The sequence below is a fragment of the Micromonospora chalcea genome, from assembly GCF_002926165.1.
GTDB classification, from domain to species: Bacteria; Actinomycetota; Actinomycetes; order Mycobacteriales; family Micromonosporaceae; genus Micromonospora; species Micromonospora chalcea.
Map to the genome: position 1 here is coordinate 25,255 of NZ_MAGP01000067.1, position 24,578 is coordinate 49,832.

Sequence of the window (24,578 nt, forward strand, 5' to 3'; positions counted from 1 at the left end):
TCGCCATGACCGCCACGACCTCGTCCACCACCACCCGCGCCGTCGACCGCCGGCCGCCAATGCTCGGCGGGTTCTGCGCGCCGGTGCTCGCCATCGAGATACGCCGGGTGCTGCGCAACCGCCGTACGCTGCTGTTCATCCTGGTCATGCCGGCCGTGTTCTTCCTGCTGTTCGGGCTGCCCACGCGCGGGGAGAACCTGGACAACGGGCTGCCGGTCACCGGCTGGATCATGATCAGCCTGGCCGTGTACGCGGCCATGGTCGCCACCACCAGCGCCGGCGCGGCCGTCGCCACCGAACGCGCGCTGGGCTGGAGCCGGCAACTGCGGCTCACTCCGCTGCGCCCGGCCGCGTACGTGGCGACGAAGGTGGCCACCGCGATGGTGCTCGGCCTGCTCGGCGTACTCGTGGAGTTCGCCGTCGGCGCGGCCTCCGGAGTCCGGCTGCCGGCCCACGTCTGGGTCGAGTCCGGCCTGACCGCCTGGGTCGGCGCGCTCGTGTTCGCCGCGTTCGGGCTGTTCGTCGGCTACCTCGCCCCGGCCGAGAACGTCATGCAGTTCGTGGGCCCGGCGCTGGCGATCCTGGCCATGCTGGGCGGCCTGTTCGTCCCGCTGGAGCTGCTGCCCGACGTGATGCGGCAGATCGCCAAGTTCACCCCGGTGTACGGGGTCGGTCAGCTCGCCCGCGCGCCGCTGACCGGCACCGGGGTGGACTGGGCGGCGGTGGCGAACGTGACCGCCTGGACCGTGTTCTTCGGCCTCGGCGCGGCCCGGCTGTTCCGCCGGGACACCACCCGTGTCTGAGCGGGGTCTAGCGTGGTCGGCGTGACGTCGCCGCCCGGTCCGGCCCGGCCGGTGAACCGCCACTGGCGGTTCACCGGCTGGCTGCTGGCGGCGGTCTGGCTGTTCTTCCTCAACATCCCGCTCGGCACCGCACTGCACCAGCCCCAACTGTGGCGGCGGCTGGTCGGGATCGCCGCGCTCGTCGCCATCGCCGTGGCGTACGTGCTGATCTTCGAATGGGCCCGGGGCCGACGGCAGCGCCATCGGCCGGTGCCGCCCGGCCGGGCCCGGCTGCTGATCGCCGTGCTGCTCGCGCTCGGGCTGGCCGGGATCCCCGGCACCGGCGGCGACTGGCTGACCACACTGGTCTTCGTCGGGGCAGCCGCAGTGTTCCTGCTGCCGTCGGCAGAGGCGCTGGTCGTGGTGGTGCTGGCCGCGGCGGCGCCGCCGGTGACCGCGCGTCTGGTGCCCGGCTGGGAGCACGAGAGCACGCTCGTCTTCGCGGTGCTGCTCGCCTCGTTCGCGATGTTCGGGGTGAGCCGGCTGGCCCAGCGCAACGGCGAACTCCAGGCCGCGCAGCAGGAGATCCGCCGACTGGCGGTGGCCGAGGAACGCGCCCGCGCCGCCCGGGACCTGCACGACATCCTCGGGCACTCGCTCACCGTGGTGGCGGTCAAGGCCGAACTGGCCGGCCGGCTGCTGGAGCTGGACCCGGCCCGCGCCGCCCCCGAGGTCGCCGACATCGAGCGGCTGGCCCGGGAGGCGCTGGCGGACGTGCGGAGCACCGTCGGGGCGTACCGCGGGGTGGATCTGGCCTCCGAACTGGCCGGCGCGCGGTCGGCGCTGACCGCCGCGGGCGTCGTCGCGGAGCTGCCGGAGTCGGTGCCGCCGCTGCCGGCGGACCGCGACGAGCTGTTCGGCTGGGCGGTCCGCGAGGGGGTGACGAACGTGGTGCGGCACAGCGGCGCCCGCCACTGCGTCATCCGGGTGGAACCGTCGGCGGTGGAGGTACGCGACGACGGCCGGGGCCCGGCGGACCAGCATGGCCCGGCCGGGCACGGGCTGGCCGGGCTGCGGGAGCGGGCCCGGCGGCTGGACGCGACGGTGACGGTGACGGTGGCGCGGCCGGACGACGGGCGTGGCTTCCTGCTCCGGGTGACGGTGCCCGCGGCGGATCCGGACGGAGGGACGCGCCCGTGACCGAGCCGATCAGGCTGCTGCTCGCCGACGACCAGGCGCTAGTCCGGGGCGCGCTCGCAGCGCTGCTGTCGCTGGAGCCGGACCTGACTGTGGTGGCCGAGGTGAGCCGCGGCGACGAGGTGGTGCCGGAGGCGCTGCGCACCGGCCCGGACGTGGCGCTGCTCGACGTGGAGATGCCGGGCCTGGACGGGGTGGCCGCCACCGCCGCGCTGCGGGCCGCGCTGCCGTCCTGCCGGGTGCTCGTGGTGACCACGTTCGGGCGTCCCGGCTACCTCCGCCGGGCGATGGAGGCGGGTGCGAACGGCTTCGTGGTCAAGGACACCCCGGCCCGGCAGCTCGCCGACGCGGTCCGCCGGGTGCACGCCGGGCTGCGGGTGGTCGACCCGGCGCTCGCCGCCGAGACGCTCGCCACCGGGCCGAGCCCGCTCACCGAGCGGGAGACCGAGGTGCTGCGTACGGCGCGCGGCGGCGGCACGGTGGCCGAGCTGGCGGCGACGTTGCACCTGTCCGAGGGGACCGTACGCAATCATCTTTCCGCAGCCATCGGCAAGACCGGCGCCCGCAACCGGGCCGACGCGGTGCGGGTGGCCGAGGCCAACGGCTGGCTGCTGGGCTGAGCCCGGTCAGGGCAGGCGGTCCACCACGACGAAGGCGGTGCCCGGCTCGACCTCGGTCAGCAGCAGGCGCTGGGCGCTGCGCGTCAGCCGGATGCAGCCGTTCGTGACGTTCTTGCCGAGCGTGTCGTCGTTGTGCCAGCTGTGCAGTCCGATGTGCGCGCCGCGCAGCCCGGTCGGCACCGCCTCCGGGTCGTCCGGGATCGCGCCGAGGGCGAAGATGTCGACGCCGCCGTAGACGGCCTCCGGAGGCGGGGTGCGGCCCAGCACGAACGTGCGGCCCAGCGGGGTGAGCTGCCCGGACATGCCGAGGCTGACCGGCCAGGTGCGCATCGCGCGCCCGTCCCGGCTCCAGGTGAGGCGGTGGGTGCGCCGTTCCACCACGATCTGGTCGCGCAGCGCCACCGTGGTCCAGCCGCCCGAGGGCAGCCAGGCGGTGGTGCGGTTGGCCGACGGGAGCAGCACGGCGGTCCAGCCGGAGCGGCGTTCGACGATCGGCACGGTGAGCCGTGCGCCGTTGATGGTCGGCGCGAGGAAGGCCAGCGGACGGCCGCCCGGCGCGTCGTACGCGGCCACGTTGCGGTTCGGGCGCAGCCCTTCGCCGAGCTGGCGGGTGTCGGCCGGATCCGGGTCGGGCGGGAAGCCGCGCGGCGCCGGGTCGTAGGTGATCACCGGCAGGTCGTCCGGCGGGCGCGCGGCGGGCGGCACCGACTCGTACGGCGACGGGCTCGGCGCGGCGGTCGTGCTCGTGGGCGCGGCGACGACCGGCGTTGACGGCCGCGCGGGCGTGACGGTGAGCGCGCGGCCGACCAGCAGCGCGGTGACGAGCAGCAGCGGTACGGCGAGCGCGGCGATCAGCCAGCCGGGAGGTCGGCGCGCGGCAAACCGGTCGAACAGCACGAAACTGACTGTAACCGACCGGAAGCCCCCGTACCCGGTACTACGGGTACGGGGGCTTCGCGGCCCGGGTGGCTCAGCTGAGCTTCGCGCCGATGTGGATGGCGATCGCGTCGTGCGCGGGGACGTTCGCGGCGAACCAGCCGGACGAGTCCACCGTGATCACCGGACCGCTGCACGAGCCGTTGCTGAACGTGCCGTGGACGACGTCGCAGTAGCGGCCGGCCGGCAGCCCGGTGTAGTACGAGCGGCCGTTCACCGCGCTGCCCTCGTCGTTGATCGTCAGGTAGCCCTTGCCGGTACGGCTGAACGCGATGTGCTGGTAGCCGTTGTCGTACCAGTTGGAGACCCCGGCGCCCTCGGTGGCGTTGCGGAAGCCGACCATGTTGGCGATGACCGGCCAGCGGTGCTCGCACTCCCAGCCCGAGTAGCAGGTGACGTTGGTGATCCGGTTGCTGCCGTCGGCGGGCGGGCCCTGGTCCCGGCCGCTGTAGGTGAAGCTCGACATCACCGCCGGGGTGCCGTACGGCCACGCCAGCATGAACGCGTTGGCCAGCGCGTACGTGCCGCGGTCGCGGTAGGTGAGCACGCCGCCCTCGCGCTGGGTGTCGTGGTTGTCGGTGAAGACCACCGCCTTCGCGCTCGACAGGTAGCCCCAGGACTCACCGAAGTTCTTCAGGTACGCCAGCCGCTCGTTGTTGAACATCCGGGCCAGGTCCTTGCCGTACCGGAACTCGTGCACGTCACCGTTGCCGGTGTACTCGGTCGGCTGGATCGGCTCGCCCGCGCCGTAGATGACCTCCTGCACCAGGTACGCGCTGCGGTTCAGCTTGGCCTTGATCGCGGCGATGTCGGCGGCCGGCATGTGCTTGCTGCCGTCCAGGCGGAACCCGTCGACGCCGAGGGAGAGCAGGTCGTTGAGGTACGCGGCGAGCCGGCCGCGCACGTACTCCGACTCGGTCTTGAGGTCGGCGAGGTTGACCAGCTCGCAGTTCTGCACCTCGTACCGGTCGTTGTAGTTGGCGATGTCGTTGTTGCCGTTGCGCCCGCAGTAGTGGAAGTCCTGCGCCGAGTAGATGCCGGGATAGTTGTAGTGGCCGTACGACGAGCCGGCCCACCCGGTGCCGCCGTTCTCCTGCCCGGACATGTGGTTGACCACGGCGTCGACGATCACCTTCACGCCCGCCGCGTGGCACGTGTTCACCATGGACTGGAACTGCGCGCGCGTGCCCTTGCGGGACTCGATCCGGTAGCTGACCGGCTGGTACGACACCCACCACGGGCTGCTGTTGACGTGCTCCTGGGGCGGGGACACCTGCACGTAGCCGTAGCCCTTCGGGCCCAGTGTGCTGGTGCACTCGGTGGCCACCGACGTCCAGTTCCACTCGAAGAGCTGGACGATGACCTTCTTGGCGCCCGGGGTGGCGGCGGTGGCCGGGGGAGCCGCCGCCGTGATCGGGACGAGCAGGCTGGCGGCCAGGCCCAGGGCGAGCGCCGCGGCGCGGAATCGGCGTCGATGCATCAGGACTCCTGCGGGGGTGCGGGGGATGCGGGGGAGTGGAGCCTGTCTCAGTGCTGGCTTCTTGCAGCCCGCGCTGAAATTTTGCGGCAAGGTTACGAGAATGTTGCAAGGACTGTCAACGCATGGGCATTCGTCGTTGCGTCAGGCGCTACACGCGCGTCCGGACCGGACGGTTCGAAAAACCGGCCGAGAAATTCGCCACCGGAGGTGATCCGTCCGCGCCGTCGCTCCGTACCTGAGTGGGGAGCAGGGTCGGCCGGTGGGGGCGCCGCCGCGAGACGATCGAGGAGCAGATGGCCCGGGCACAGCAGAACGAGAAGACGACGACCGTCCGGACCACCACCAGCAGCCGTGGTGCCCGGACCATGTCGAAGTCCGCGATCGCGGCGCTGACCGCTTCCGCACTCGGCCTCGCGTGGGCCGGAGTGGAGCTGGCCGGCGCCGGCGGGCTCATGTACTCGTACGGATTCTTCTTCACCGAGTTCTTCGCCGGGGTGGTCGCCCTGGTCGCGCTCAGCATCACCGTCATGCTGGGCCTGCTCGCCACCGACCGCCTCGTGCTGCTCATCCGGCACCGCGTGCTGCTCCAGTCCGCGCACCGCGCCACCGGCGTGCTCGGCGTGGCCGGACTGGTCTTCCACGTCATCACCAAGGTGGCCATCGGCCGGGCCGGCCCCACCGACGCGGTGGTGCCGTTCATCGGCGGCGCCGGCCTCTACGTCGGACTGGGCACCGTCGCCGCGCTGCTGATGGTGGGCGTGCTCTGGACCGGAATCGTCCGGGTCCGGTTCGCCGGCGTCGGTCCCAAGTGGTTCTGGCGGGCGCTGCACTCGATGGCCTACGTGTCCTGGCCGTTCGCGCTGGTGCACGGCCTCAACGCCGGCCGGCCCGCGGCGACCTGGGTGCTGCTCAGCTACCTCGCCTGCGTGCTGGCCGTGGTGCTGGCGCTGATGGTGCGGCTCTCCGTTCACCTGGGCAAGCGCAGCCGGGAACAGCACCAGGCCGCCGCGCTCAACAAGGCCATGGCCGGCAAGGCCGAGGAGCGGACCGGCGTGTTCGCCGTGCTCACCCGCAAGAAGGACAGCGCCAAGGAGGACAGCGGCGCCGGCCGGGGCCGCTGGGCCGAGGCCACCGCCACCTGGACCGCGCCGGCCGGCACCGCCCGGCGGCGCGACCCCGAGCGGTTCGCCGTACCCGTGGTGCCGGAACCCGGGTCGCTGCGCGAACCGGTCCGTGCGGCCGCCCGCCGCCGCGACGAGGAGCGGGTCGCCACCCGGGTACGCGAGGAGGAGCGCGAGCCGGTCCTCTTCGACCGGGACGAGGAACTGGTGCCGGCACGCCGGTCCGACAGTGAACGCTCCCGCCGTCGTCGCCGGTCCGAGGAGGAGCCGGCGGGCCGCCGGTCCCGCACCGACGAGGAGCGGGTGAGCCGCCGGTCCCGGGCCGACGAGGAACGGGTCGGTCGCCGCTCCCGGGCCGACGAGGACGTCGCCGCCCGCTACTCGGCCCCGCCGGAGAGCGGTGGCCGCCACTCCGCGCCCCCGGACACCGGTGGCCGCCACTCCGCCCCGCCGGACAGCAGCCGGTACGCCACCCCGGCCGAGGTGGCCCGCTACTCCGCGCCGCCGCGTGCCGGCAGCGAGCCGGAGGAGCCGTGGGACAGCCCGCGCCGCTGGGAGACCCGCCCGGTCTCCGGTGAGCCGATCTCGGCCGGGCCGATCTCCGGCAGCCCGATGTCGGCGCAGCCGCTCAGCGGATCCGGCCGGCGCTACCGGGACGAGGAGGACGTGCCGGAGGAGCCGGACTACTGGCGCCCGCCGGCCCGCTACGACGCCGACGAGGCGTTCGTGGACGACACCCCGACGCTCGTCGACCTCGCCTCCCGTCGCGCCATGCGGGCCGGCAAGGACAGCCGGTCCGGCCGTCGCAAGCGGGCCGACGCGGACGCGGTCGACGGGGCGTACTGGGCCGGGCTGCGGGGTGAGGCCCGGTGACGCGGCAGACCACGGTCCCACCGGTCGCCTGCGTCGGCGAGCCCCGCCTGACCGCCGGGTTCGCCGAGTTCGGCCGGCTCGACCTGCTCGCCCACGAGGAGGTGCACGGCCCGATCGGCCCGATGGAACCGGCGGCGCTGCTGCGGCTCGCCGAAGCCATCGACCTCAAGGGCAAGGGCGGCGCGGGCTTCCCGTTCGCCCGCAAGCTGCGCGCGGTGCTGGAGTCCTGCGAGCGGCAGGACCTCTCCGCCGTGGTCGTCGTCAACGCCACCGAGGGGGAACCGGCGAGCTGGAAGGACAAGGTGCTGCTCACCCGCGCCCCGCACCTGATCCTGGACGGCGCCGCGCTGGCCGCGTTCGCGCTGGACGCGGAGGAGATCGTCATCGGCGTCGCCGACGACGACGTGGGCCGGCCCTCGCTGGCCGAGGCGCTGCAGGAACGCCGGATGCCGGTGCCCACCACGATCGTCACGGTGCCGCACCGGTTCATCTCCGGCGAGGGCGGCGCGCTCGTCAACGGCATCAACGGCCTGCCGCACATCCCGCCCGGCACCAAGAAGCGCTCCAGCGACTCCGGCGTCGGCGGGCTGCCCACCCTGCTGTCGAACGCCGAGACGTACTCCCAGCTCGCCGTCGCCGCCCGGATCGGCCCGTACGAGTACGCCGCGCTCGGCACCGACGACGAGCCCGGCACCGTGCTGCTCACCGTCACCGGGTCGGCGAAGCGGCCCGCCGTGGTGGAGTGCGCCGCGGGCACCCCGCTGCGCGAGATCCTCGACCTGTGCGAGGTGCCGCCCGGCCCGGGCATCCTGATGGGCGGCTACCACGGCAAGTGGATCACCGCGGCGGCGGCGGACCGGGCCGAGGTGTCCCGCAAGGGGCTCACCGCCGTCGGCGGCACGCTCGGCGCCGGCATCATCGTGCCGCTCGGCGCCGACACCTGCCCGCTCGGCGAGGCCGCCCAGGTCGTGCGGTACCTGGCCGGTGAGTCCGCCGGGCAGTGCGGCCCGTGCAAGATGGGCCTGCCCGACCTGGCCCGCTCGGTCGACCTCGCGGTCTCCGGCAGCGCCCCGGTCGAGCTGGTCCGCGCCGCGGCCGGCGACGTCAAGGGACGCGGCGCGTGCAGCCACCCGGACGGCACCGCCCGGTTCGCGCTGTCCGCCATGGAGGTGTTCGCCGACGACCTGCGGCTGCACGCCACCGGCGAGGGCTGCGGCAAGCGGGTCAAGGGCATGATGGGACTGCCCGGCGCGCCCGACGCCAACCCGCAGAAACTCACGCTCGACTGGTCCCGCTGCGACGGGCACGGGCTCTGCGCGCACGTGGTGCCGGACTTCATCCGGCTCGACGGCAACGGCTACCCGGCGTTCCCGCCCACCCCGGTGCCGACGTGGCTGCGCGAAGGCGCGCTCAAGGCGGTAAAGGTCTGTCCCGAACTCGCGCTTCGCCTGGTCCGGGCCGAGTAGAACCCAGGAGCCGCCGATGCGTACCGCCGTTCGTGTGACCGCCGCCGTCGTACTCGCAGCCACGCTCGCCACCGGCTGCGCGGCCGGGCCCGAGGCCGGGGCGGTGGCACCCACGGCCCCCGCCGCCGCGCCCCCGGACGTCGCGTCCCCCGCCGCGACGCCGGGCGGGCCGACGTCCGCGCCACCGGCCGCGGTGCCGGCCACGCTGTCGTTCACCGGCAGGACCCTCGACGGTACGGCGTTCTCCGCCGCCGCCCTGGCCGGGCGGCCGGTGCTGCTCTGGTTCTGGGCGCCCTGGTGCGCCACCTGCGCCAGCCAGGCGTGGACGGTCGCCGAGATCGCCCCCGCCTACCGGGACACGGTCCCGATCGTCGGCGTCGCCGGGCTCGGCGAGCAGAAGGCGATGAAGGACTTCGTCACCGAGTTCGACCTGGGCGGCACGACCCAGATCGACGACCGTAACGGCGCGCTGTGGCGCCGTTTCAAGGTGACCGAGCAGAGCACGTTCGTCGTCCTGGACCGGACCGGCCGGGTCGTCCACCAGGGATTCCTGGACGGTGAGGCGCTCACCCGGCAGGTCGAGACGCTGGCCCGGGGATGACCGGCGCGCTGCTGCTCGCCCTGACCGCGGGCATGCTCGGCGCGGTCAACCCGTGTGGCTTCGCGATGCTGCCCGCGTACCTGTCACTGCTCGTCGCCGGGCCCGACGGCGGGCGCGGCGCGGTCGGCCGCGCGCTCACCGCGACGGCCGCGCTCACCCTCGGGTACGTGCTGGTGTTCGGCGCGTTCGGGCTGGCCGTGGCGCCGGCGGCGGACTGGCTGCGGCCCCGGCTGCCGTGGCTCACCGTGACGCTCGGCGTGCTGCTGGCGCTGGCCGGGTGCTGGCTGCTCGCCGGACGGCGACTGCCCGCGCCGCGTCCGCTGCGCGTCGCGCCCCGGCTCACCCGCACCTGGCCGTCCATGGTGCTGTTCGGCGCGGCGTACGCGCTCACGTCGCTGAGCTGCGCGATCGCGCCGTTCCTGGCGATCGTGGTGACCAGCCTGCAGGCCGGGTCGCCGCTGCGCGGGCTGGCGCTGTTCGGCGCGTACGCGCTGGGCATGGCGCTCGTGGTCGGGGTTGCCGCGCTCGCCGTGGCGCTGCTGCGCGGCCGGGTCGTGGCGCGACTACGCGGCGCGGGCGCCTGGGCGCCGCGTCTGAGCGGCCTGGTGCTCGTGGTCGCGGTCTGCTACGTCGGCTGGTACGGCTGGTACGAGGTGCGCCTCGCCCAGGGCCGGTACGACGCCTTCACCGACCCGGTGATCCGCGCCGCGGCTGGTCTTCAGCAGACCCTGGTGAAGGCCGTCGACACTCTGGGCCCCGCGGTCCTCGCAACCCTGCTCCTGGCCGCCGTGCTCCTCACCCGCCGCCGCCCCCGCCCTCTCTCCCGCGATCTTGCAGTTGGGGCCCGGGCGGAAGGGGTGAAGCGGACTTCTCGCGGGCCGGAAGTGCAAGATCGCGGGGAAGGGACGGGGACGGCGGCGGCGGGGGAGCGGGTCAGCGCGGGGTGAGGCGGTCGGTGCCGAGCTTGTCGCGCAGGACCTCCGGGACCACCACCGAGCCGTCGGGCTGCTGGTGCTGCTCCAGGATGGCCGGGAACAGGCGGCTGGTGGCCAGCGCCGAGCCGTTGAGCGTGTGCACGAAACGGGTCTGCTTCGCGCCCGGCTCGCGGTAGCGGATCGCCGCCCGGCGCGCCTGGTAGTCACCGGCCCAGGAGACCGACGACACCTCCTTGTACTTGCCGGTGCTCGGCATCCACACCTCGACGTCGAGCGTCTTCTTCATCGAGGCGCTGGCGTCACCGGCGGCCAGCAGGCTGGTCTGGAAGTGCAGACCGAGCTTGCCGACCAGGCCCTCGACGTGCCCGACCATCGCCTCCAGCGCCGCGCCCGCCTGCTCCGGCAGCGTGAACTGGAAGATCTCCACCTTGTTGAACTGGTGGCCGCGCACGGTGCCGCGCTCGTCGGAGTGCGACCCGGCCGCCTCGCGCCGGTAGCACGGCGTGTACGCGAACGCCTTCAGCGGCAGCTTCGGCGTCTCCAGGATCTCGTCCTGGTACGCGCCGAGGATCGCCGTCTCCGCCGTGGGCAGCAGGAACTGGCCGCGCGAGGACGACTGCTTGTCGATGTGGTAGACGTCGTCGTGGAACTTCGGGAACTGCCCGGCCGCGAAACCGGCGCTCTCGAGCAGCAGGTGCGGCGGAAGCAGGAACTCGTAGCCGGCCTGGATGTTCTGCTCGATCAGCCAGTTCACCAGCGCCCACTCCAGCCGGGCGCCCAGACCGGTGTACATCCAGAAGCCCGAGCCGCCGAGCTTCACGCCCCGCTCGTGGTCGACCAGGCCGAGCGCGCGGCTCAGCTCCACGTGGTCGCGTACCTTCTCGATGGCGGGCGCCTCGCCGAACGTCCGCACCACCCGGTTGGCCTCCTTGCCCCCGGCGACCACGTCGTCGGCGGGCAGGTTCGGCAGCTCGCTCATCGCCGAGCGGAGCCGGGACTGCACCTCGTCGAGCTGGGACTCCAGCTCCGCGAGCTGCTTGCGCTCGGCCTCCGGGGCGACCGGCTGCGGCGTGCCGCCGGACCGTTTCGCCTCCGCGTACGCCCGCGCCTCGGCCTTGCGGGTCTGCCGCTCGGCGTCGATCTCCGTGATCAGGGCGCGTCGTTCCTGGTCGAGCCGCTGGATGTCGTCCAGCGTCCGGGTGACCTCGGCAGGATCCAGACGCTTCGCCAGCGCGGTCGCCACCGCCTCGCGATCCTTCCGGATCAACTCCATGTCGAGCATGCTGCTCGTACGCCTCCGTCCAGGCAGTCAGGTGGGACCTCCAGATGCTACCGTCGCGCCCCCGTCGCCCCGGCCCGGCCCGCACAGCCCGCCGCCACGGGGCCCGTTTCGGTAACGGCGCGTGACGGTGGTGCTGTCGGAGGGTGTGCTCACAGTCCGTGACGGTGTGCTGGTGCCCGCTCCGACCCGGGTCCGCTGGTGGGCGTGCTGACCTGGTCAATCTGACGGATCCGCCTTCGGGCGGGTGTGCCCCTTCGGCGACTTTGCTCTGCAGCCACCGACGCGGCGTTCGACGCAGCGTCAGCGTCGCGCGGATGGCTGCAGAGCAAAGTCCGCGAAGGGCAAACATCCCGGGGGAGCGTTGGCATCACGCACAGTCACTGACGTCTTCCGCCGGGGCCTGGCGGAGGCCGGGTGGCGGAGCCCGGGTGGCGGAAGCCGGGGAGCGCTGAGCGTCAGAGGCGTACCGGCATCAGGACCGAGAAGGCGTCCGCGTCGTCGGCCAGCGGCGCGGCGAGCGGGGCGATCGGCCCGTCCAGCTCCAGCACGAGCTGGCCGTCGCCGGACCCCAGCGCGTCCAGCAGGTACTCCCGGTTGAGCCCAACCCGAAGCGCGTCAGCGCCGGCCGCGCCGGCCGGGTCGACAAGGCGCAACTCGCCGCGGCCGTCCAGGCCGAGCGCCACGACCTCGTGCTCGACGCCCTCGTGCGCGCGGTGGCAGACCGGGACGCCGTCGGCGGTGAGCGCCGCGCGCAGCGCCGCGCCGTCGACCGGGATCCGGTACGCGGGTACGTCACCGAGCTGCGCGCGCAGCAGCCGGCGGTAGTCCGGGAAGTCGTACGGCAGCGGTACGGCGGTCAGCGGCCGGCCCGCCACCGTGACGGTCACCCGGCCGGGAGCGACGACGACCTCGGCGACGTCCGAGCCGTCGAGGCCCGACACCGAGCCGGCAGCGTCCAGCAGCGCCCGCAACTCGTCGACGGCGGCCACCGGCAGCAGCACGCTCACCGGCGGGCCGTCGACGGTGCCGGCGACCCGGGCCACGGCGAGCCGGTGCCGGTCGGTGGCGATCAGGTGCACCCCGTCGAGGGTGACCTCCAGCAGCACGCCGGACAGGACCGGCAGCGCGGGGTCGGCGCCGACGGCGAAGCGTACGGCGTCCACGGCGGCGGCCAGGTCGGTGCGGGACAGCGCGAGGCGGATGGTCACTGTGGTCTCCTCCGGGTCGATCAGGCAACGGATCCGGGAGAGCTCGCGACGCGCGTCGGCCAGGCCGTCCTCCAGGCGGCGCAGGTGCGCGTCCAGCAGCCGGTGCACCTCGGCCGGTCGGTGCCGGTTCCGCAGCGCCTCGGCGATGCCGGCCAGCGGCATCCCGACCCGGCGCAGCCCGGCCACCAGCCGGGCCGGGTCCACCTGCTCCTCGGTGTACCAGCGGTAGCCGGTCACCGGGTCCACCCGGGCCGGGGCCAGCACCCCGGAACGGTCGTAGAACCGCAGCGCGCTGACCGTCAGGCCACTGGCCCGGGCCAGCTCACCGATGCTGCGAAGCTCGCTCTCCACGGCCGTCATCCTGTGACCTCAAGCGGGTCGAGGGTCAACCTCACGCCGACAGCGTGCGGAACGTGATGCCCGCGCGTACCAGCCGGTCCAGCAGCGCGTCGCCCATCGCCGCGACCGGCGTGACCTGCCCGGCGGTCTCCGGCAGGTCGTCGAAGGCCAGGCAGAGCGCCGACTCGGCGAGCATCTTGGCCGTCTCGTCGTAGCCCGGGTCGCCGCCGGCCACCTCGGTCACCACCCGGCGGTCGCCACCGGTGCCCACGAACCGCACCCGGAACCACGACTTGGCCCGCTGCTCGGCCGTCGGGCCCTGCCCGGAGGCGAGCCGTCCGAGCAGCCAGCGCCGCGTCGGCGCCACCTTCACCAGCCCCATCACACCGGCCAGCCCGACACCTGCGACGAGCACCGTGGGCAGCCGCTTCAGCGCGGCGAAGTGCCGGTAGCGGAAGTCCGGGCCGTACTCCGGGCGGGCCGCCGCGGACCGGCGGACCACCTGCGGGTCGATGGTGGGCAGGGGCACCGCCCACTGGCCGAACTCGCGTACCCGGCCGACCTTGCCCGGCACCGCGCGGACCCGGCGCCCGCCGGGCTTCGGCTCCATCGCCCGCCGCGCCCGCGCCGCGCGGCTCGTCTCACCGGTACGGGAGAACGCGGTGAGCGCCGAGTGGTACGTGCCGGCGGAGAACCGGCCACCGGCCCGCACGTACCCGTCCACGGCGATCGGCCCGTCTGCGGGCAGTTGCTTGACCGTGTACCAGACGCCCAGGTCGTGCGGGATCGAGTCGAAGCCGCAGGCGTGCACCAGGCGGGCCCCGGTGCGTACCGCCTCGGCGTGGTGCCGCACGTACATCCGGTCCACGAACTCCGGCTCACCGGTGATGTCGAGGTAGTCGGTGCCGGCCGCGGCGCACGCGGCCACAAGCGGCTCGCCGTGGTGCACGTACGGCCCGACGGTGCTGGCCACCACCCGGGCGCACTCCGCCACCGCGCGCAGCGACGCCGGGTCGGTCACCTCGGCGGTGAGCAGCGGCAGCTCGGCCAGGGCCGGGTCGATCGCGGCGAGCCGCTCCCGCACCGCGGCCAGCTTGTCCGGGTTACGCCCGGCCAGCGCCCAGCGCAGCCGCTCCGGCGCGTGCCGGGCCAGGTACTCGGCGGTCAGCCCGCCGGTGAAGCCGGTGGCGCCGAACAGGACGAGGTCGTACCGACGGTCTGCGCGCATCCGCCGAGTGTGCCATCCACGGCGCTCACCTTCACGGCGTGAAGACCACCCGGACGCAGCCGTCGGCCCGGTCGCGGAACAACGCGTACCCGTCGGCGCCGCGCTCCAGCGGCATCCGGTGCGTGGCCAGATGCTCGGTGACCAGCTCGTCGCGGGCCATCCGGGCCAGCAGCTCCGGGATCGCCGTCGCGCCCCGCCGCCGGGCCGCGCGGACGGCGAGGCCCTTGTCCGCGAGCGCGCCGAGCGGGAACCGGTCCACCACCCCGGGCCGGGCGTCGAGCACCACCACGACGCCGCCCTTGCGGCACGCGTGCACCGCCTCGCGCAGCGCCGCCCCGCCGTCCGCCTCGGTCAGCGGCCACCGGTTCGGCTCGGCCGGCACCCCGGAGGCGTCGACGCAGACGTCCGGGCCCCGGCCGCCGCTGCGCTCCCGCAGCTCGGCGAGCACGTCCACGTACCTGTGGTTGAGCGCCTCCACCCCGGCGTGCCGGGCGACCATGCTCAGCCGGTCGTCCCGGTCGTCGACCACGATCACCCGGTCCGCACCCCGGGCCACCGCCGCCCCGGCGGTGAGCTGGCCGACCGCGCCCGCGCCCCACACCGCCACCACGTCGCCCGGGGCGACCTCGCCCAGCTCCGCGCCGTACCAGCCGGCCGGCGCGGCGTCGGCGGCGAACACCGCGCGGTCGTCGCTCACCGACTCCGGTACGGCGAACGCGCCCACGTCCGCGTACGGCACCCGGACGAACTCGGCGTGGCCACCGGCGAACCCGCCCAGCCGGGCCGGCCGGCCGAAACCGCCCGCTGACGGCTGGCCCCACTCCGGCTCGGCCGTCACGCCGCTCGTGCCGTTGTCGCAGCAGGCGAGCAGGCCCTGCCGGCAGAACCAGCACGCCCCGCAGGCCACCGACGAGCCCACCACCACCCGGTCGGCGACCCGGTGCCGGCGTACCTCCGTACCGACCTCGACCACCTCGCCGAGGAACTCGCGTCCGAGCACCTCCCCGGCGGACGCCTCGGGCACCCGCCCGTCCAGGAGCGGCAGGTCCGCGCCGCAGGTGATGCTGCGCCGCACCCGCACGATCATGTCCTGGGCGTTGCGCAGCTCCGGGTCCGGGACGCGGCGTACCTCCACCGCGTCGGCTCCGGCCCAGCACAGCGCCCTCATCGCACCGGCCCCGGCCGCTCCAGCGGCGAACGGTCCGCCCGCAGCACCTCGCCGGTCTCCAGGAGCTGCTTGGTCTGCCGCAGCACGTGGCGCAGGTACCGGCCCGGGTCGTCACCGACCAGGTGCGCGGCGAACCCCGGCAACGTGCACTCCCCGCCCAGCGGACGGATCGCCAGCTCCGTGCCGCGACCGCCCGGCGCGGGGCGGGCCCACACCTCGACCGCCCCGTCGAGACGGCGCAGCGGCTCGGGCCACCGTCCGGCCGGGAGCACCCGCTCGGGCTCGGCGGCCACCGTCACCTTCTGCCACCGCCCCGGCCGTGGATCCGTTCCGTCCCGGCGTGGCAGGCGGTCGGCCAGCCTCCGCGCCCCGCCGGCCGTCAACGCCAGCGCGCCGACCGCCAGCCGTCTGATCCGCGCCACCTGACCTCCCGAGGTCCCGGCCCCGGGCGGCCGGCGCTGGTCCGGCCGGCCGCCCGCGTACCTCCAGGGTGGGCGAGGGGCGGGTGAGCCGGGTTCGCCCGGAAGGGGTGAACCGGCGCGGTCCGGGTATCCGCTGCCCGCGTCGACAGGGGGAGGGATGCATGCCGGAGGAGGCCGACCAGGTCCGATTCGTGGCCGCGCCGCACGACACCAGCGAGATCACCGGTACGTCCGATCTGCGTACCGCCGGCATCGATTCACCGGACCTGGCCGGTGGCGCGCTGCCGGGCGGCCCGCCGCTGCTGGCGTCCCGGTTGACGCCACCGGCGCCACCCGAGCCGGGCCTGCTGCGGCCCCGGCTGGTGGACCGGGTGGAGCGGGGCGCGAGCGGGCCGGTGACGCTTCTGCTCGCGCCGGCCGGCTGGGGCAAGACGACAGTGCTGTCCACCTGGGCGCGGGCGGAGCGGGACGGCCCGGTGCCGGCCTGGGTGACAGTGGGCGAGGGCGACACGACACGGCGGCTCTGGGGCTACCTGGCGGCGGCCCTGCGTGCGGCGGCAGCCGACGACCCGGACGATGCGCCTCCGCCCCTGCCGGACGGCCCGCCCCGGCCGGAGCAGCTGGAGTCGCTGGCCGCCGCGCTGGCCGGGCGGGAACGGCCGGTGCTGCTGGTCCTCGACGACCTGCACCGGGTCACCGACCCGGCGGCCCTGTCCGGGCTGGAGTTCCTGCTCCGGCACGCCGACGGGCGGCTGCGGCTGGTGGCCGGCGCGCGGCGCGAGCCGCCGATGGCGCTGCACCGCTGGCGGCTGGCCGGCGAGCTGACGCTGATCGGCCCGGACGAGCTGGCGTTCACCACCGACGAGGTCGCCGACCTGCTGGTGGCGCACGGCGTGCCGGTGCCCGCCCCGGCGGTGCCCCGGCTGGCCGAGCGCACCGCCGGCTGGCCCGCCGGGCTGCGCTTCGCCGCGCTCGCGCTGGCCGACGGGACCGACCCGGCCCGCGCCGTGGACCGGTTCGCCGGCGACCAGCCGGACGTCGCCGCGTACCTGCGGGACGAGGTGCTCGCGCCGCTGGGCCCGGCGACCCGCGACGTCCTGCGCCGCGTGGCGGTGGCCGTCGCGGTCCGCGCCGACCTCGCCGCCGCGCTGACCGGGCGGGCCGACGCCGGGCAGGTGCTCGCCGAGGCGGCCCGGGACGCCGGCTTCCTCCACCAGGACGCCGGCAACCCGCAGTGGTACCGGCCGCATCCGCTCCTGGCCGACGTGCTGCGCGACGAACTGAACCGGCTACCCGTGGACGAGGTGCGTGAGCTGCACCGGCGGGCGGCGGACTGGTACGCGGCCCACGACCGGCCGGCCGAGGCGGTGCGGCACGCGCTGACCGCCGGTGAGTGGACCGCCGCCGCCGAGCTGCTGGTCAGCCGCTGGCCGGAGCTGGCGCCGGACGAGCCGACCGCCGCGCCGGCCCCGCCGGAGCCGCCGGCGCACGAGGTTCGCCGGGATCCCGAGCTGGCGCTGGCCGCAGCGGCCGAGCGGGCGTACGCCGGTGATCCGGCCGCCGCCGACGGGCAGCTGCGGCGGGCGCTGGCCCACGCCGACGACCTGCCCGCGCCGCGCCGCGACCGGTTCCGCCGGCTGGCCGCCGCCGTGGAGCTGAGCCTGGCCCGGCTCGGCGGGAACCACCAGGGGGTACGCGAGGCCGCCGACCGCCTGCTCGCCACCGCTTCCGGCCCGGCTGCCGACGCCGGGGCCGATCCGCGTGCCGGGTCGGTCGAGCGCGACGACGTACGCGCGGTGGCGGGCGCCGCGCACGGACTGGTCGCGCTGGCCGAGGGGGAGCTGCCGGCAGCCCGTACCCGGTTCGCCGAGGCGCGGGAGGCGGCGCGCCGGGCCGGGCGGCCGCGGACCGAGCTGCTCTGCGTCAGCCGGTCGGCGGCGCTGGAGGCGGCCCGGGGCGCGTTGCGGGCGGCCGAGGAACTCGCCGGGGAGGCGCTGGCGATGCCGGCCTGCCAGGGCTGGTCGGCGCGGGCGGACTGCGGCTACGCGTACCTGGCGCTGGCGCTCGTGGCCTGGCACCGGGACCGGCCCGCGGAGGCCGTGGCCCACCTGGCGCTGGCCGGTCCGGCCACCGCGGAGCCGGGGGGAGCGGCGCTGGCCGCGCTCTGCCGGGCCGGGCTGCTGGCCGACGGCGACGACCCGGCGGGCGCGCTGCGCACACTCGCCGGCGCGCGGGCGGTCGCGCCCGGCGCGGAGCTGGGCGGGTGGCTGGCCGCCGAGGAGGCGCAGGTACGCGCGGCGGCCGGTGACGCCGACGGCGCCCGGGCGCTGCTCGACGCCACCGGCGACGGGCCGGCGCCGGCGCTGGCGTCCGCCCGGTTGCTGCTGCGCGCCGGTGACGCCCGCGCGGCCGAGCGGACGCTGCCCGACTGGGCCGGGCCCGGCGCGGCGGACTGGCCGCTGCCGGTGCGGCTGGGCGCCGGGCTGCTCGACGCGGTGCTGGCCGGGGCGTCCGGGGACGCCCGGCGGGCCGGGCGGGCGCTGGAGGAGGTGCTGGCGCTCGCCGAGCCGGACGGCTACCGGCGCGTCTTCACCCGGACCGACCCGGGGGTACGGGACCTGCTGGCCGCGCACCTGGACTCCGGAACCGCGTACTGGGCCACGGTGAGCGAACTGGTCCGGGGCGCGGACGCGCAGCCGGTCACCGGGCCGGCGGACGGCCCGGCGCGCGGGCTGGACGAGCCGCTCACCGAGCGGGAGCTGACCATCCTGCGGTACCTGCAGAGCATCCTGTCCAACGTGGAGATCGCCGCCGAGCTGTCGCTGTCGGTGAACACCGTCAAGACGCACGTGCGCAACATCTACCGCAAGCTCGACGCGACCCGCCGGCGGGACGCCGTCCGGCGGGCGCGCGAGCTGCGGTTGATCTGACTCAGGCGTCGGCCGCGGCGTCCACCGCTGTCAGCAGTTCGGCCAGGTCGTAGCCGCCGTCGTGGCGGACGCCGTTGACGAACAGCGTCGGGGTGCCGTTGACGCCGCTGCGGATGCCGCCGACGAAGTCCTGCCGCACCCGGTCGGCGTACTCCTGGCGGCCGACCTCCGCGGCGATCTCGTCCGGCGACAGTCCGATCTGCTCGACGCCGAGCGACAGGTGCACCGGGTCGAGCTGGTCCTGGTGCTGGAAGAGCCAGTCGTACATCTCCCAGAACCGGCCCCGGGCGGCGGCCGCCTCGGCGGTCTCCGCCGCGCTCTCCGCGTACGGGTGGATGTTGGCGATCGGGAAGTGCCGGTACGCCAGCCGCACCACGTCGGCCCGCTGGCGCAGCACCTCGGTCAGGTTCGGGTACGCGGCGCCGCAGAACCGGCACTGGAAGTCGCCGTACTCGACGATCGTGACCGGCGCGTCCGCCGGCCCGCGGACGTGGTCGTGTTCGGTCACCGGGGTCCGCAGCCGCGCGGTGGTGACCTGAAGTGGCGTGGTCATCGGGCGCTCACCCGCCGATCCGCGTCCAGCCGCTCCAGCGCGTCGAGGATGCCGTCCACGCCCGGGTTCACCTCGGGCGGCGACAGGTGGCTCCAGGCCACCCGGCCGTCCGGGTCGATCACCACGAGCGCCCGGTCGGACTGCCCACGCGGCGCGTACGCGCCGTACCGGCGCGACACCTCGCCCTTGGGCTCGAAGTCGGCGAGCAGCGGGAACCGGATGCCCTGGCTCTCGGCGAACGCCCGGTGCGAGTCGACGCTGTCCACCGAGATGCCCAGCAGCACCGCGTCGTACCGCTCCAGTTCGGGCAGGGCCGCCTGGTAGAGGGCCATCTGCTCGCCGCAGACCGGTGACCAGTCGGCGGGATAGAAGGCCAGCACCACCGGACGGCCCCGGAACTGCCCGGGACCCACCTGTCGCCCGTCCGGCGCCGCCGGCAGCGTGAACCCGGGGGCGGCCCGCCCGGGTGTGATCAGCCCGTTCGGATCACTCATGCCTCCCACCATGGCGGGCGCCCGGGTGAGGCGGGCTCACCCGGGCGGGGTGGTTCGGCTCAGCGCACGACCAGGTGGTTGTGCACCTCCCGGATGCCGGGGGCGTTCCACACCACCCGCTCGATCTCCGCGCGCTCGCCGGGCGAGTGGACCTGCCCGCCGAGCACGACGGTGTCGCCGTGCACCCGGACGTCGACGCTCTCGGCCTCGGTGGCGGCGTTGCGCGCGAGCGCGTCCACGATCCGTTCGGCCAGGTCGTGGCCGTCGGCGCGGACCGCCGGGCGCACGGCGATCCCGTTGCTCACCCCGCGTACGCCGGTGAGCCGGGCGACCGACCGTTCGGCGGCCCGCCGCTGGTACTCCCACTCGACGTCGCCGTGCAGCGTGACCCAGCCGTCGGAGACCGTCACCTGCAGCGTCTCGACCGGCACGAACGCGTCCCATTCCAGCGCCCGTACGGCCGCGACGGCGATCTCCGGGTCCTCCCGGCCGGCCGCGGTGGCGATCTGGACGGCGAGGTCGTTGGCGACCGCGCGGACCCGGGCGGCCCGGTGCGCGGCCCGCTCGGCAGCCCACTTCTTGGCGTAGCTGTCCACCCGGCCGGTCAGCGTCACCACGCCCTCGGTGACGGTTACGCCGATCTCGTCCGGGCCGACCCGGGGCTCCCAGGTCAGTTCGTCGAGCACCGCGGACTGGATGTCCCGGTCGGTGCGCGTGATCGTGTCGGTGGCCATCCGGCTCTCCCTCCGTCGATGGCGGCGCGGGCACGCGGTCCCGCACCCGCGATCCTGCGCGTGTCCCGGGTGACCGGCCCTCACCCGGTCCGGGTGGGGGAGAGCACCACGCGGCACGATGGCCGCCCCCGGGAGTGCCGGGAGCGGCCACCGTGCCGGTCGGGTGGGGTTCAGCCGTCCAGGCCGGCCGGGGAGTTCGGGCGGTCCACGTCCACGAACTCGATCTCGTCCGCGCCGCGGTCGCGGCTGCCCGCGGCGCGCGCGGCGGTGCCGGCGGCCCAGCCGATCGCCGCGCCCGCGAGCGCCGCCGCGATCAGCAGCGTCCAGGGCAGGGCGGGCCGGCGTCCGGCCAGCGCGTCGAAGGCGAGCGTGGCACGCCGGCGCGCCTCCTCGGCGGCGGAGCCGACCAGGTCGGTGGCGTCGTCGGCGAAGCCGGAGGAGTTGCGGCGGGCGCTGCGGGTGGCGTCGCGCACGCTGTCACCGGCGGAGCCGGCCGCGGTGAGCAGGTGCTGCCACGCCTGGTCGGCGACCCGCTCGGCCTTGCCCCGGCGGTCCAGCAGGTTGGATCCGAACATCGTTCTACCTCCTCGGGTGCCGAAGGCCGGCGGCCACTTCGGACTCCGGTGTCCATCCGGCGCGTTCACTGTCTCGGGGCAGTGCCCCACCGGCGCACGCGGCAAACCCTCGCGGTGGTGCCCGGCTCGTGAGCAGCGAACGGGACGAACCACCCGAACGCGCCGGGACCGGTGCCGACGGGACGTGCGCGCGCCCGCTACCCTGGTCGGCGGATCGACGGGTCCGACCGGCCGTACGGCTGGCCGCGGCCCGCGTCGAAGGGGAAACTGGAACCCGGAGGTCCGGATTGGGAGCGCCCAGGTGTGCCCAGTTCGCGAATTGCTCATCCCGGGGGGTGGCGACCGGGCCGTTGGAGGAATACTCTCGGTCGCGGCCCGCGTACTGATGAGGCGCCCGTCAAGGGCGAGTGGAGGTGCTCGCGTGAGCCTGTCGATCGTGAAGTCGGTGCGGCCGGGTGGTGTCGTCCAGATCGCGCCCCGTGGGGAGATCGACGTCGACACCGCGTACGAGGTGCGGGAAGCGATCGCCGAGGTGCTCGCGAAGGGCCGTCCCTCGCGCATCGAGCTGAACATGCGGCTCGTCACGTTCATCGACTCGGTCGGCATCAGCGCCATGGTGGCCGGCTTCCAGACCTGCGAGGTCAGCGGCGTCAAGCTCGTGGTGACCGAGCCGAGCCGGTTCGTGCACCGGCAGCTCTGGGTGACCGGCCTGCTCGGCCTCTTCGGCGCTCCCGAGCCGTGGTTCGCCGACGACACCCCCGAGGTGCTGCCCGGCGCCTGAGCGCCGTTCGCACCCCCTGCGGCCAGGGGACCTTCTACCCGTTGCCAGCCCGGCGTCGGTACGGGACGATCGTCGCGACGTACGACGGCGAGGGGGCCCGCTTGCAGAGCAGCGACAGCTTCAGCTACACCGTGCAGGCCCGGTGCAGCCGGGCCGACGCGGTGGCACTGCTGGGTGACCTGAGTCGCCAGGGCGAGCTGCATCCGCTGATCGTCCGGGTCCGGCAGCTGCCGGCCCGGCCGGGCGCGCTGGCCAGCTACGCGATCACCGACCGGCTGCAACTGGGCCCGCTGCACTTCCCGGTCACGTACCAGGCGGACGTGCTGGTCGCGAGCGAGGACGAGGTGGTCACTGTGGCCCGGCAGCAGCCGGCGACGACGGTGCGCAACCACACCCGGCTGCGCGACGAGCCCGACGGCACCGTGCGCATCGACGTGGAGATCACGCTCACCGCGCCGGCGCCGCTGTTCGGGTACGCGTTCCGCCAGGCCCGGGCGGCTCACCTGAGCCTGGCGGCCCGTCTCGGCGCGACGCTGGAGGGCCGGCCCGATCCGGCCGGCCCCCCGGGAGCGCGCTAGTACACCGACAGGTGCACGTGGTTGGTGTGGTCGCTGGACGGGTCTCCGTTGCCGCCGCTGTACGACTTCCACCCGCTGCTGGGCAGCCAGATCTGCTTGAACCAGATCACGTAGAGCACGGCGAGCGGGTCGGCGTTGCGCACGAAGTACGCGGCCAGGTTGTTGCCGTACGTCCGGTCACCGCCGCTGGCCACGCCGCCGAAGCCGTTCTTCTGGGCGGCGAAGTCGCAGGCCCGCCCCTTCGGGTGCTCGCCCGAGCCGCTGGGCCGGTGGCACGAGACGTACCTGGTGAAACCGGCCGCCTTGGCCTGCTGCAGCGCGTGCAGCGTCCGCGGGGTGATGCAGCCGTTGGCCGGGGTCGGGTCGTTGACGCTGCACGACTCCGACGGCCACGAGCCGTCCGAGTTGCGTGGCGCGGGCTTCGCGTTCTTGTTTGAGGTGCCCTGGACGCTGCTGCCGCCGCTGCTGTTGTTGCGGGCGGAACGTTCGTTGGCCACTTCGAGCGCGCGCTCGGCCTGCTCCTTGCGCTTGCCCATCACCTCGACCTGCTTGCGTTGCTCGCGGATCTCGGTGTCGAGCGCGGCCCGGGTGCGGGTGGCCTCGTCCCGGGTGGTGATCAGCTCGCGCACCGTGCGGTCCTCGTGCGCGGCGACCTGTTCCAGCGTGGCGGCCCGGTCCATGAAGCCCGCCGGGCTGCTGCTGTCGAGCAGCGCGGCGGCGGTGCCGAGCCGGCCGGCGCGGTACGCCACCCCGGCGATCTCACCGACCTTGGCGTCACGTACGGCCAGCTCGGCGCCGACCTTCGCGAGCTGGTCGTTGAGCTGCTTCTGGCGGTTCACCGACCGGTTCAGCGCGGCCTTCGCCTCCAGCCAGCCCTTGCTGGCCGCGTCGAGTTGGGCGCGCAGCTCGGGCGTGCCGCCCTCGTCGTCGCCGGGCGCGGCGGCGAGCAGGCCGGTCCGGGGCGCCGCCGAGGCGGGGGAGGCCGGAACGGTCGCGACGCCGACAGTCAGCGTCGCGACGAGCAGGGCCGCCAACCGGGCGGCCGTCCGTCGTACAGGTGCCACTGGGGGCATTCACATGTCCTTCCGTCAACCGCCGACCGGGTTAGCTGACGGGTTCGGGACGGAAGATCCCTACCGCTGACGCGGATGCACCCCACGTACGTGGTTCCCCGGCTCGCCCCTTCGGGCGATTAGGCGACGGCCACCCCACCTGCGCCGGTGACGCCGGTGGCTGCGGCCGCGACCGAGCCTACCGGCGCGGCCCGGGCGTGGCTCCGTTGCGCAGTGCCGCATGGTGGGGCAAAACCGGCATAAGTGTACAGCAGTCACGGTGATTTAAGTCTGCCCTAATCACCACTCGGTCTTTCTGCACACTCCGGCTGACGCTCCGGGTTCGACCTGCAACGTGGCGTGATCGATGGAGAAGTCCTCGTGCAGCGCCGTCCGCGCGGCGGCCAGCACCCCGGCCGGGTCCACGCCCGGGTCGGTGGTCAGGTGCGCCGAGGCCACCTCCATGCCCGAGGTGAGCGTCCAGACGTGCAGGTCGTGCACCTCGGCCACGCCGGGGACCGCGGCCAGCCGGTCGTGCACGGCGGTCACCTGGAGGTGCTCCGGCGCCGCCTGCACCAGGATGCGCACCGCGGCCCGGCCGAGCCGCCAGGTGCGCGGCAGGATGAACAGGCCGATCCCGACGGCGACCAGTGGGTCCGCCCACCACCAGTCGGTCACCGCGATGACCAGCGCCGCGGCGATCACGCCGAGCGAGCCGAGCAGGTCGCCGAGCACCTCCAGGTACGCGCCGCGCAGGTTGATGCTCTCCTTCGCCCCGGCGCGCAGCAGCGCGAAGGCGACGATGTTGGCGAGCAGGCCGAGCACCGCCACCACGAGCATCGGGCCGGCCAGCACCTCCGGCGGCTCGCCGAAGCGGCGTACCGCCTCGATCAGGACGTAGACCGCGACGGCGCCGAGCAGCACGGCGTTGGCGAGGGCGGCGAGCACCTCCAGCCGGTAGAGGCCGAACGTGCGCTGCGGGTCGGTGCCGGCGCGCCGGGTGGCGGTGATCGCCGCGAGGGCCATGCCGATGCCGAGCACGTCGGTGAACATGTGCCCGGCGTCGGAGAGCAGGGCGAGCGAGCCGGTGGTGAAGGCGGCCACCGCCTCGACCACCATCAGGACGGCGAGCAGCGCGAACGCGGCCCAGAGCCGGCCTGCGTGGCGGTGTGCCGCGTTGGCCACCGCGCTGCTGTGGTCATGACCTGCGCCCACGCCAACAC

General features: G+C 74.8%; 23 protein-coding genes and 1 riboswitch. Of the genes, 10 read left to right on the forward strand and 13 right to left on the reverse strand.

What is annotated here, in order from left to right:
* The first annotated feature begins 5 nt into the window (after window positions 1-5).
* From BAW75_RS07150 to BAW75_RS07160, 3 genes are read left to right on the forward strand one after another with little or no spacing between them, the layout of a single operon-like run.
* Entirely contained in the window at window positions 6-803 is a 798-nt protein-coding gene (locus BAW75_RS07150) for an ABC transporter permease (RefSeq protein WP_104113013.1), read from the forward strand.
* A 21-nt stretch (window positions 804-824) separates the two neighbouring features.
* Window positions 825-1,982: a sensor histidine kinase gene (locus BAW75_RS07155; protein ID WP_146074808.1), complete on the forward strand. Its 1,158-nt coding sequence runs from the start codon at window positions 825-827 to the stop codon at window positions 1,980-1,982.
* The gene (locus BAW75_RS07160; RefSeq protein ID WP_043329150.1) at window positions 1,979-2,599 is read left to right on the forward strand and encodes a response regulator transcription factor; all 621 of its coding nucleotides are present in this window, start codon (window positions 1,979-1,981) and stop codon (window positions 2,597-2,599) included. Before BAW75_RS07155 ends, BAW75_RS07160 begins: the two co-directional genes overlap by 4 nt.
* A 6-nt stretch (window positions 2,600-2,605) precedes the next feature.
* Here the strand turns inward: BAW75_RS07160 and BAW75_RS07165 are convergent, their stop codons facing one another.
* Both BAW75_RS07165 and BAW75_RS07170 read right to left on the reverse strand, forming a co-directional pair.
* On the reverse strand, window positions 2,606-3,496 hold the full coding sequence (locus BAW75_RS07165; RefSeq protein ID WP_104113011.1) for a L,D-transpeptidase: 891 nt from the start codon (window positions 3,494-3,496) through the stop codon (window positions 2,606-2,608).
* 73 nt (window positions 3,497-3,569) lie between these two features.
* Window positions 3,570-5,015, reverse strand: coding sequence for an alpha-amylase (locus BAW75_RS07170; protein WP_104113010.1), 1,446 nt, complete (start codon window positions 5,013-5,015; stop codon window positions 3,570-3,572).
* 239 nt (window positions 5,016-5,254) lie between these two features.
* On the opposite strand from BAW75_RS07170, the gene BAW75_RS07175 reads away from it, so the two are divergent.
* Genes BAW75_RS07175 through BAW75_RS07190 form a run of 4 tightly spaced genes read left to right on the forward strand, consistent with a single transcriptional unit; the run spans window position 5,255 to window position 10,023 of the window.
* Window positions 5,255-7,009, forward strand: coding sequence for a hypothetical protein (locus BAW75_RS07175; protein ID WP_244206027.1), 1,755 nt, complete (start codon window positions 5,255-5,257; stop codon window positions 7,007-7,009).
* Complete coding sequence (locus BAW75_RS07180) at window positions 7,006-8,475, forward strand: NADH-quinone oxidoreductase subunit NuoF family protein (RefSeq protein ID WP_104113021.1); 1,470 nt, start codon at window positions 7,006-7,008, stop codon at window positions 8,473-8,475. Before BAW75_RS07175 ends, BAW75_RS07180 begins: the two co-directional genes overlap by 4 nt.
* A gap of 16 nt (window positions 8,476-8,491) precedes the next feature.
* Window positions 8,492-9,076, forward strand: a complete 585-nt coding sequence (locus BAW75_RS07185; RefSeq protein WP_104113022.1) for a TlpA family protein disulfide reductase — start codon at window positions 8,492-8,494, stop codon at window positions 9,074-9,076.
* On the forward strand, window positions 9,073-10,023 hold the full coding sequence (locus tag BAW75_RS07190; RefSeq protein WP_104113023.1) for a cytochrome c biogenesis CcdA family protein: 951 nt from the start codon (window positions 9,073-9,075) through the stop codon (window positions 10,021-10,023). The genes BAW75_RS07185 and BAW75_RS07190 overlap by 4 nt, the downstream gene beginning before the upstream one ends.
* Here the strand turns inward: BAW75_RS07190 and serS are convergent.
* From serS to BAW75_RS07215, 5 genes are all read right to left on the reverse strand, one after another.
* Complete coding sequence (gene serS, locus BAW75_RS07195) at window positions 10,010-11,293, reverse strand: serine--tRNA ligase (RefSeq protein ID WP_104113024.1); 1,284 nt, start codon at window positions 11,291-11,293, stop codon at window positions 10,010-10,012. The two genes, BAW75_RS07190 and serS, sit on opposite strands and share 14 nt — an antisense overlap.
* A 455-nt stretch (window positions 11,294-11,748) precedes the next feature.
* Window positions 11,749-12,861, reverse strand: a complete 1,113-nt coding sequence (locus BAW75_RS07200; RefSeq protein WP_104113025.1) for a DNA polymerase III subunit beta family protein — start codon at window positions 12,859-12,861, stop codon at window positions 11,749-11,751.
* Window positions 12,862-12,892: 31 nt separating this feature from the next.
* On the reverse strand, window positions 12,893-14,068 hold the full coding sequence (locus BAW75_RS07205; protein WP_104113026.1) for a saccharopine dehydrogenase family protein: 1,176 nt from the start codon (window positions 14,066-14,068) through the stop codon (window positions 12,893-12,895).
* Between the two features lie 31 nt (window positions 14,069-14,099).
* Complete coding sequence (locus tag BAW75_RS07210) at window positions 14,100-15,236, reverse strand: alcohol dehydrogenase catalytic domain-containing protein (RefSeq protein WP_104113027.1); 1,137 nt, start codon at window positions 15,234-15,236, stop codon at window positions 14,100-14,102.
* Window positions 15,233-15,658: a hypothetical protein gene (locus tag BAW75_RS07215; RefSeq protein ID WP_104113028.1), complete on the reverse strand. Its 426-nt coding sequence runs from the start codon at window positions 15,656-15,658 to the stop codon at window positions 15,233-15,235. Before BAW75_RS07215 ends, BAW75_RS07210 begins: the two co-directional genes overlap by 4 nt.
* 161 nt (window positions 15,659-15,819) lie before the next feature.
* Between BAW75_RS07215 and BAW75_RS07220 the strand changes: the two genes are divergently transcribed.
* Window positions 15,820-18,588: a winged helix-turn-helix domain-containing protein gene (locus BAW75_RS07220; RefSeq protein ID WP_104113029.1), complete on the forward strand. Its 2,769-nt coding sequence runs from the start codon at window positions 15,820-15,822 to the stop codon at window positions 18,586-18,588.
* 1 nt (window position 18,589) lies between these two features.
* Here the strand turns inward: BAW75_RS07220 and BAW75_RS07225 are convergent, their stop codons facing one another.
* From BAW75_RS07225 to BAW75_RS07240, 4 genes are all read right to left on the reverse strand, one after another.
* Window positions 18,590-19,141, reverse strand: coding sequence for a DsbA family protein (locus BAW75_RS07225; protein WP_064448223.1), 552 nt, complete (start codon window positions 19,139-19,141; stop codon window positions 18,590-18,592).
* Window positions 19,138-19,635: a redoxin domain-containing protein gene (locus tag BAW75_RS07230; protein ID WP_043329170.1), complete on the reverse strand. Its 498-nt coding sequence runs from the start codon at window positions 19,633-19,635 to the stop codon at window positions 19,138-19,140. Before BAW75_RS07230 ends, BAW75_RS07225 begins: the two co-directional genes overlap by 4 nt.
* Before the next feature lie 59 nt (window positions 19,636-19,694).
* A complete protein-coding gene (locus tag BAW75_RS07235; RefSeq protein WP_064448224.1) occupies window positions 19,695-20,369 on the reverse strand; it encodes a BON domain-containing protein in 675 nt (224 codons plus the stop codon).
* A 170-nt stretch (window positions 20,370-20,539) separates the two neighbouring features.
* Entirely contained in the window at window positions 20,540-20,944 is a 405-nt protein-coding gene (locus BAW75_RS07240; protein ID WP_104113030.1) for a hypothetical protein, read from the reverse strand.
* Between the two features lie 421 nt (window positions 20,945-21,365).
* On the opposite strand from BAW75_RS07240, the gene BAW75_RS07245 reads away from it, so the two are divergent.
* Both BAW75_RS07245 and BAW75_RS07250 read left to right on the forward strand, forming a co-directional pair.
* A complete protein-coding gene (locus BAW75_RS07245; RefSeq protein ID WP_013287849.1) occupies window positions 21,366-21,725 on the forward strand; it encodes an STAS domain-containing protein in 360 nt (119 codons plus the stop codon).
* A gap of 41 nt (window positions 21,726-21,766) precedes the next feature.
* Window positions 21,767-22,303, forward strand: coding sequence for an SRPBCC family protein (locus tag BAW75_RS07250; protein ID WP_231915621.1), 537 nt, complete (start codon window positions 21,767-21,769; stop codon window positions 22,301-22,303).
* Here the strand turns inward: BAW75_RS07250 and BAW75_RS07255 are convergent.
* Window positions 22,300-23,376: a coiled-coil domain-containing protein gene (locus tag BAW75_RS07255; RefSeq protein ID WP_104113031.1), complete on the reverse strand. Its 1,077-nt coding sequence runs from the start codon at window positions 23,374-23,376 to the stop codon at window positions 22,300-22,302. The genes BAW75_RS07250 and BAW75_RS07255 overlap by 4 nt on opposite strands.
* A 4-nt stretch (window positions 23,377-23,380) precedes the next feature.
* Window positions 23,381-23,512: riboswitch (cyclic di-AMP (ydaO/yuaA leader) on the reverse strand.
* Between the two features lie 143 nt (window positions 23,513-23,655).
* A complete protein-coding gene (locus BAW75_RS07260) occupies window positions 23,656-24,570 on the reverse strand; it encodes a cation diffusion facilitator family transporter (protein WP_104113032.1) in 915 nt (304 codons plus the stop codon).
* Window positions 24,571-24,578: the final 8 nt, after the last annotated feature.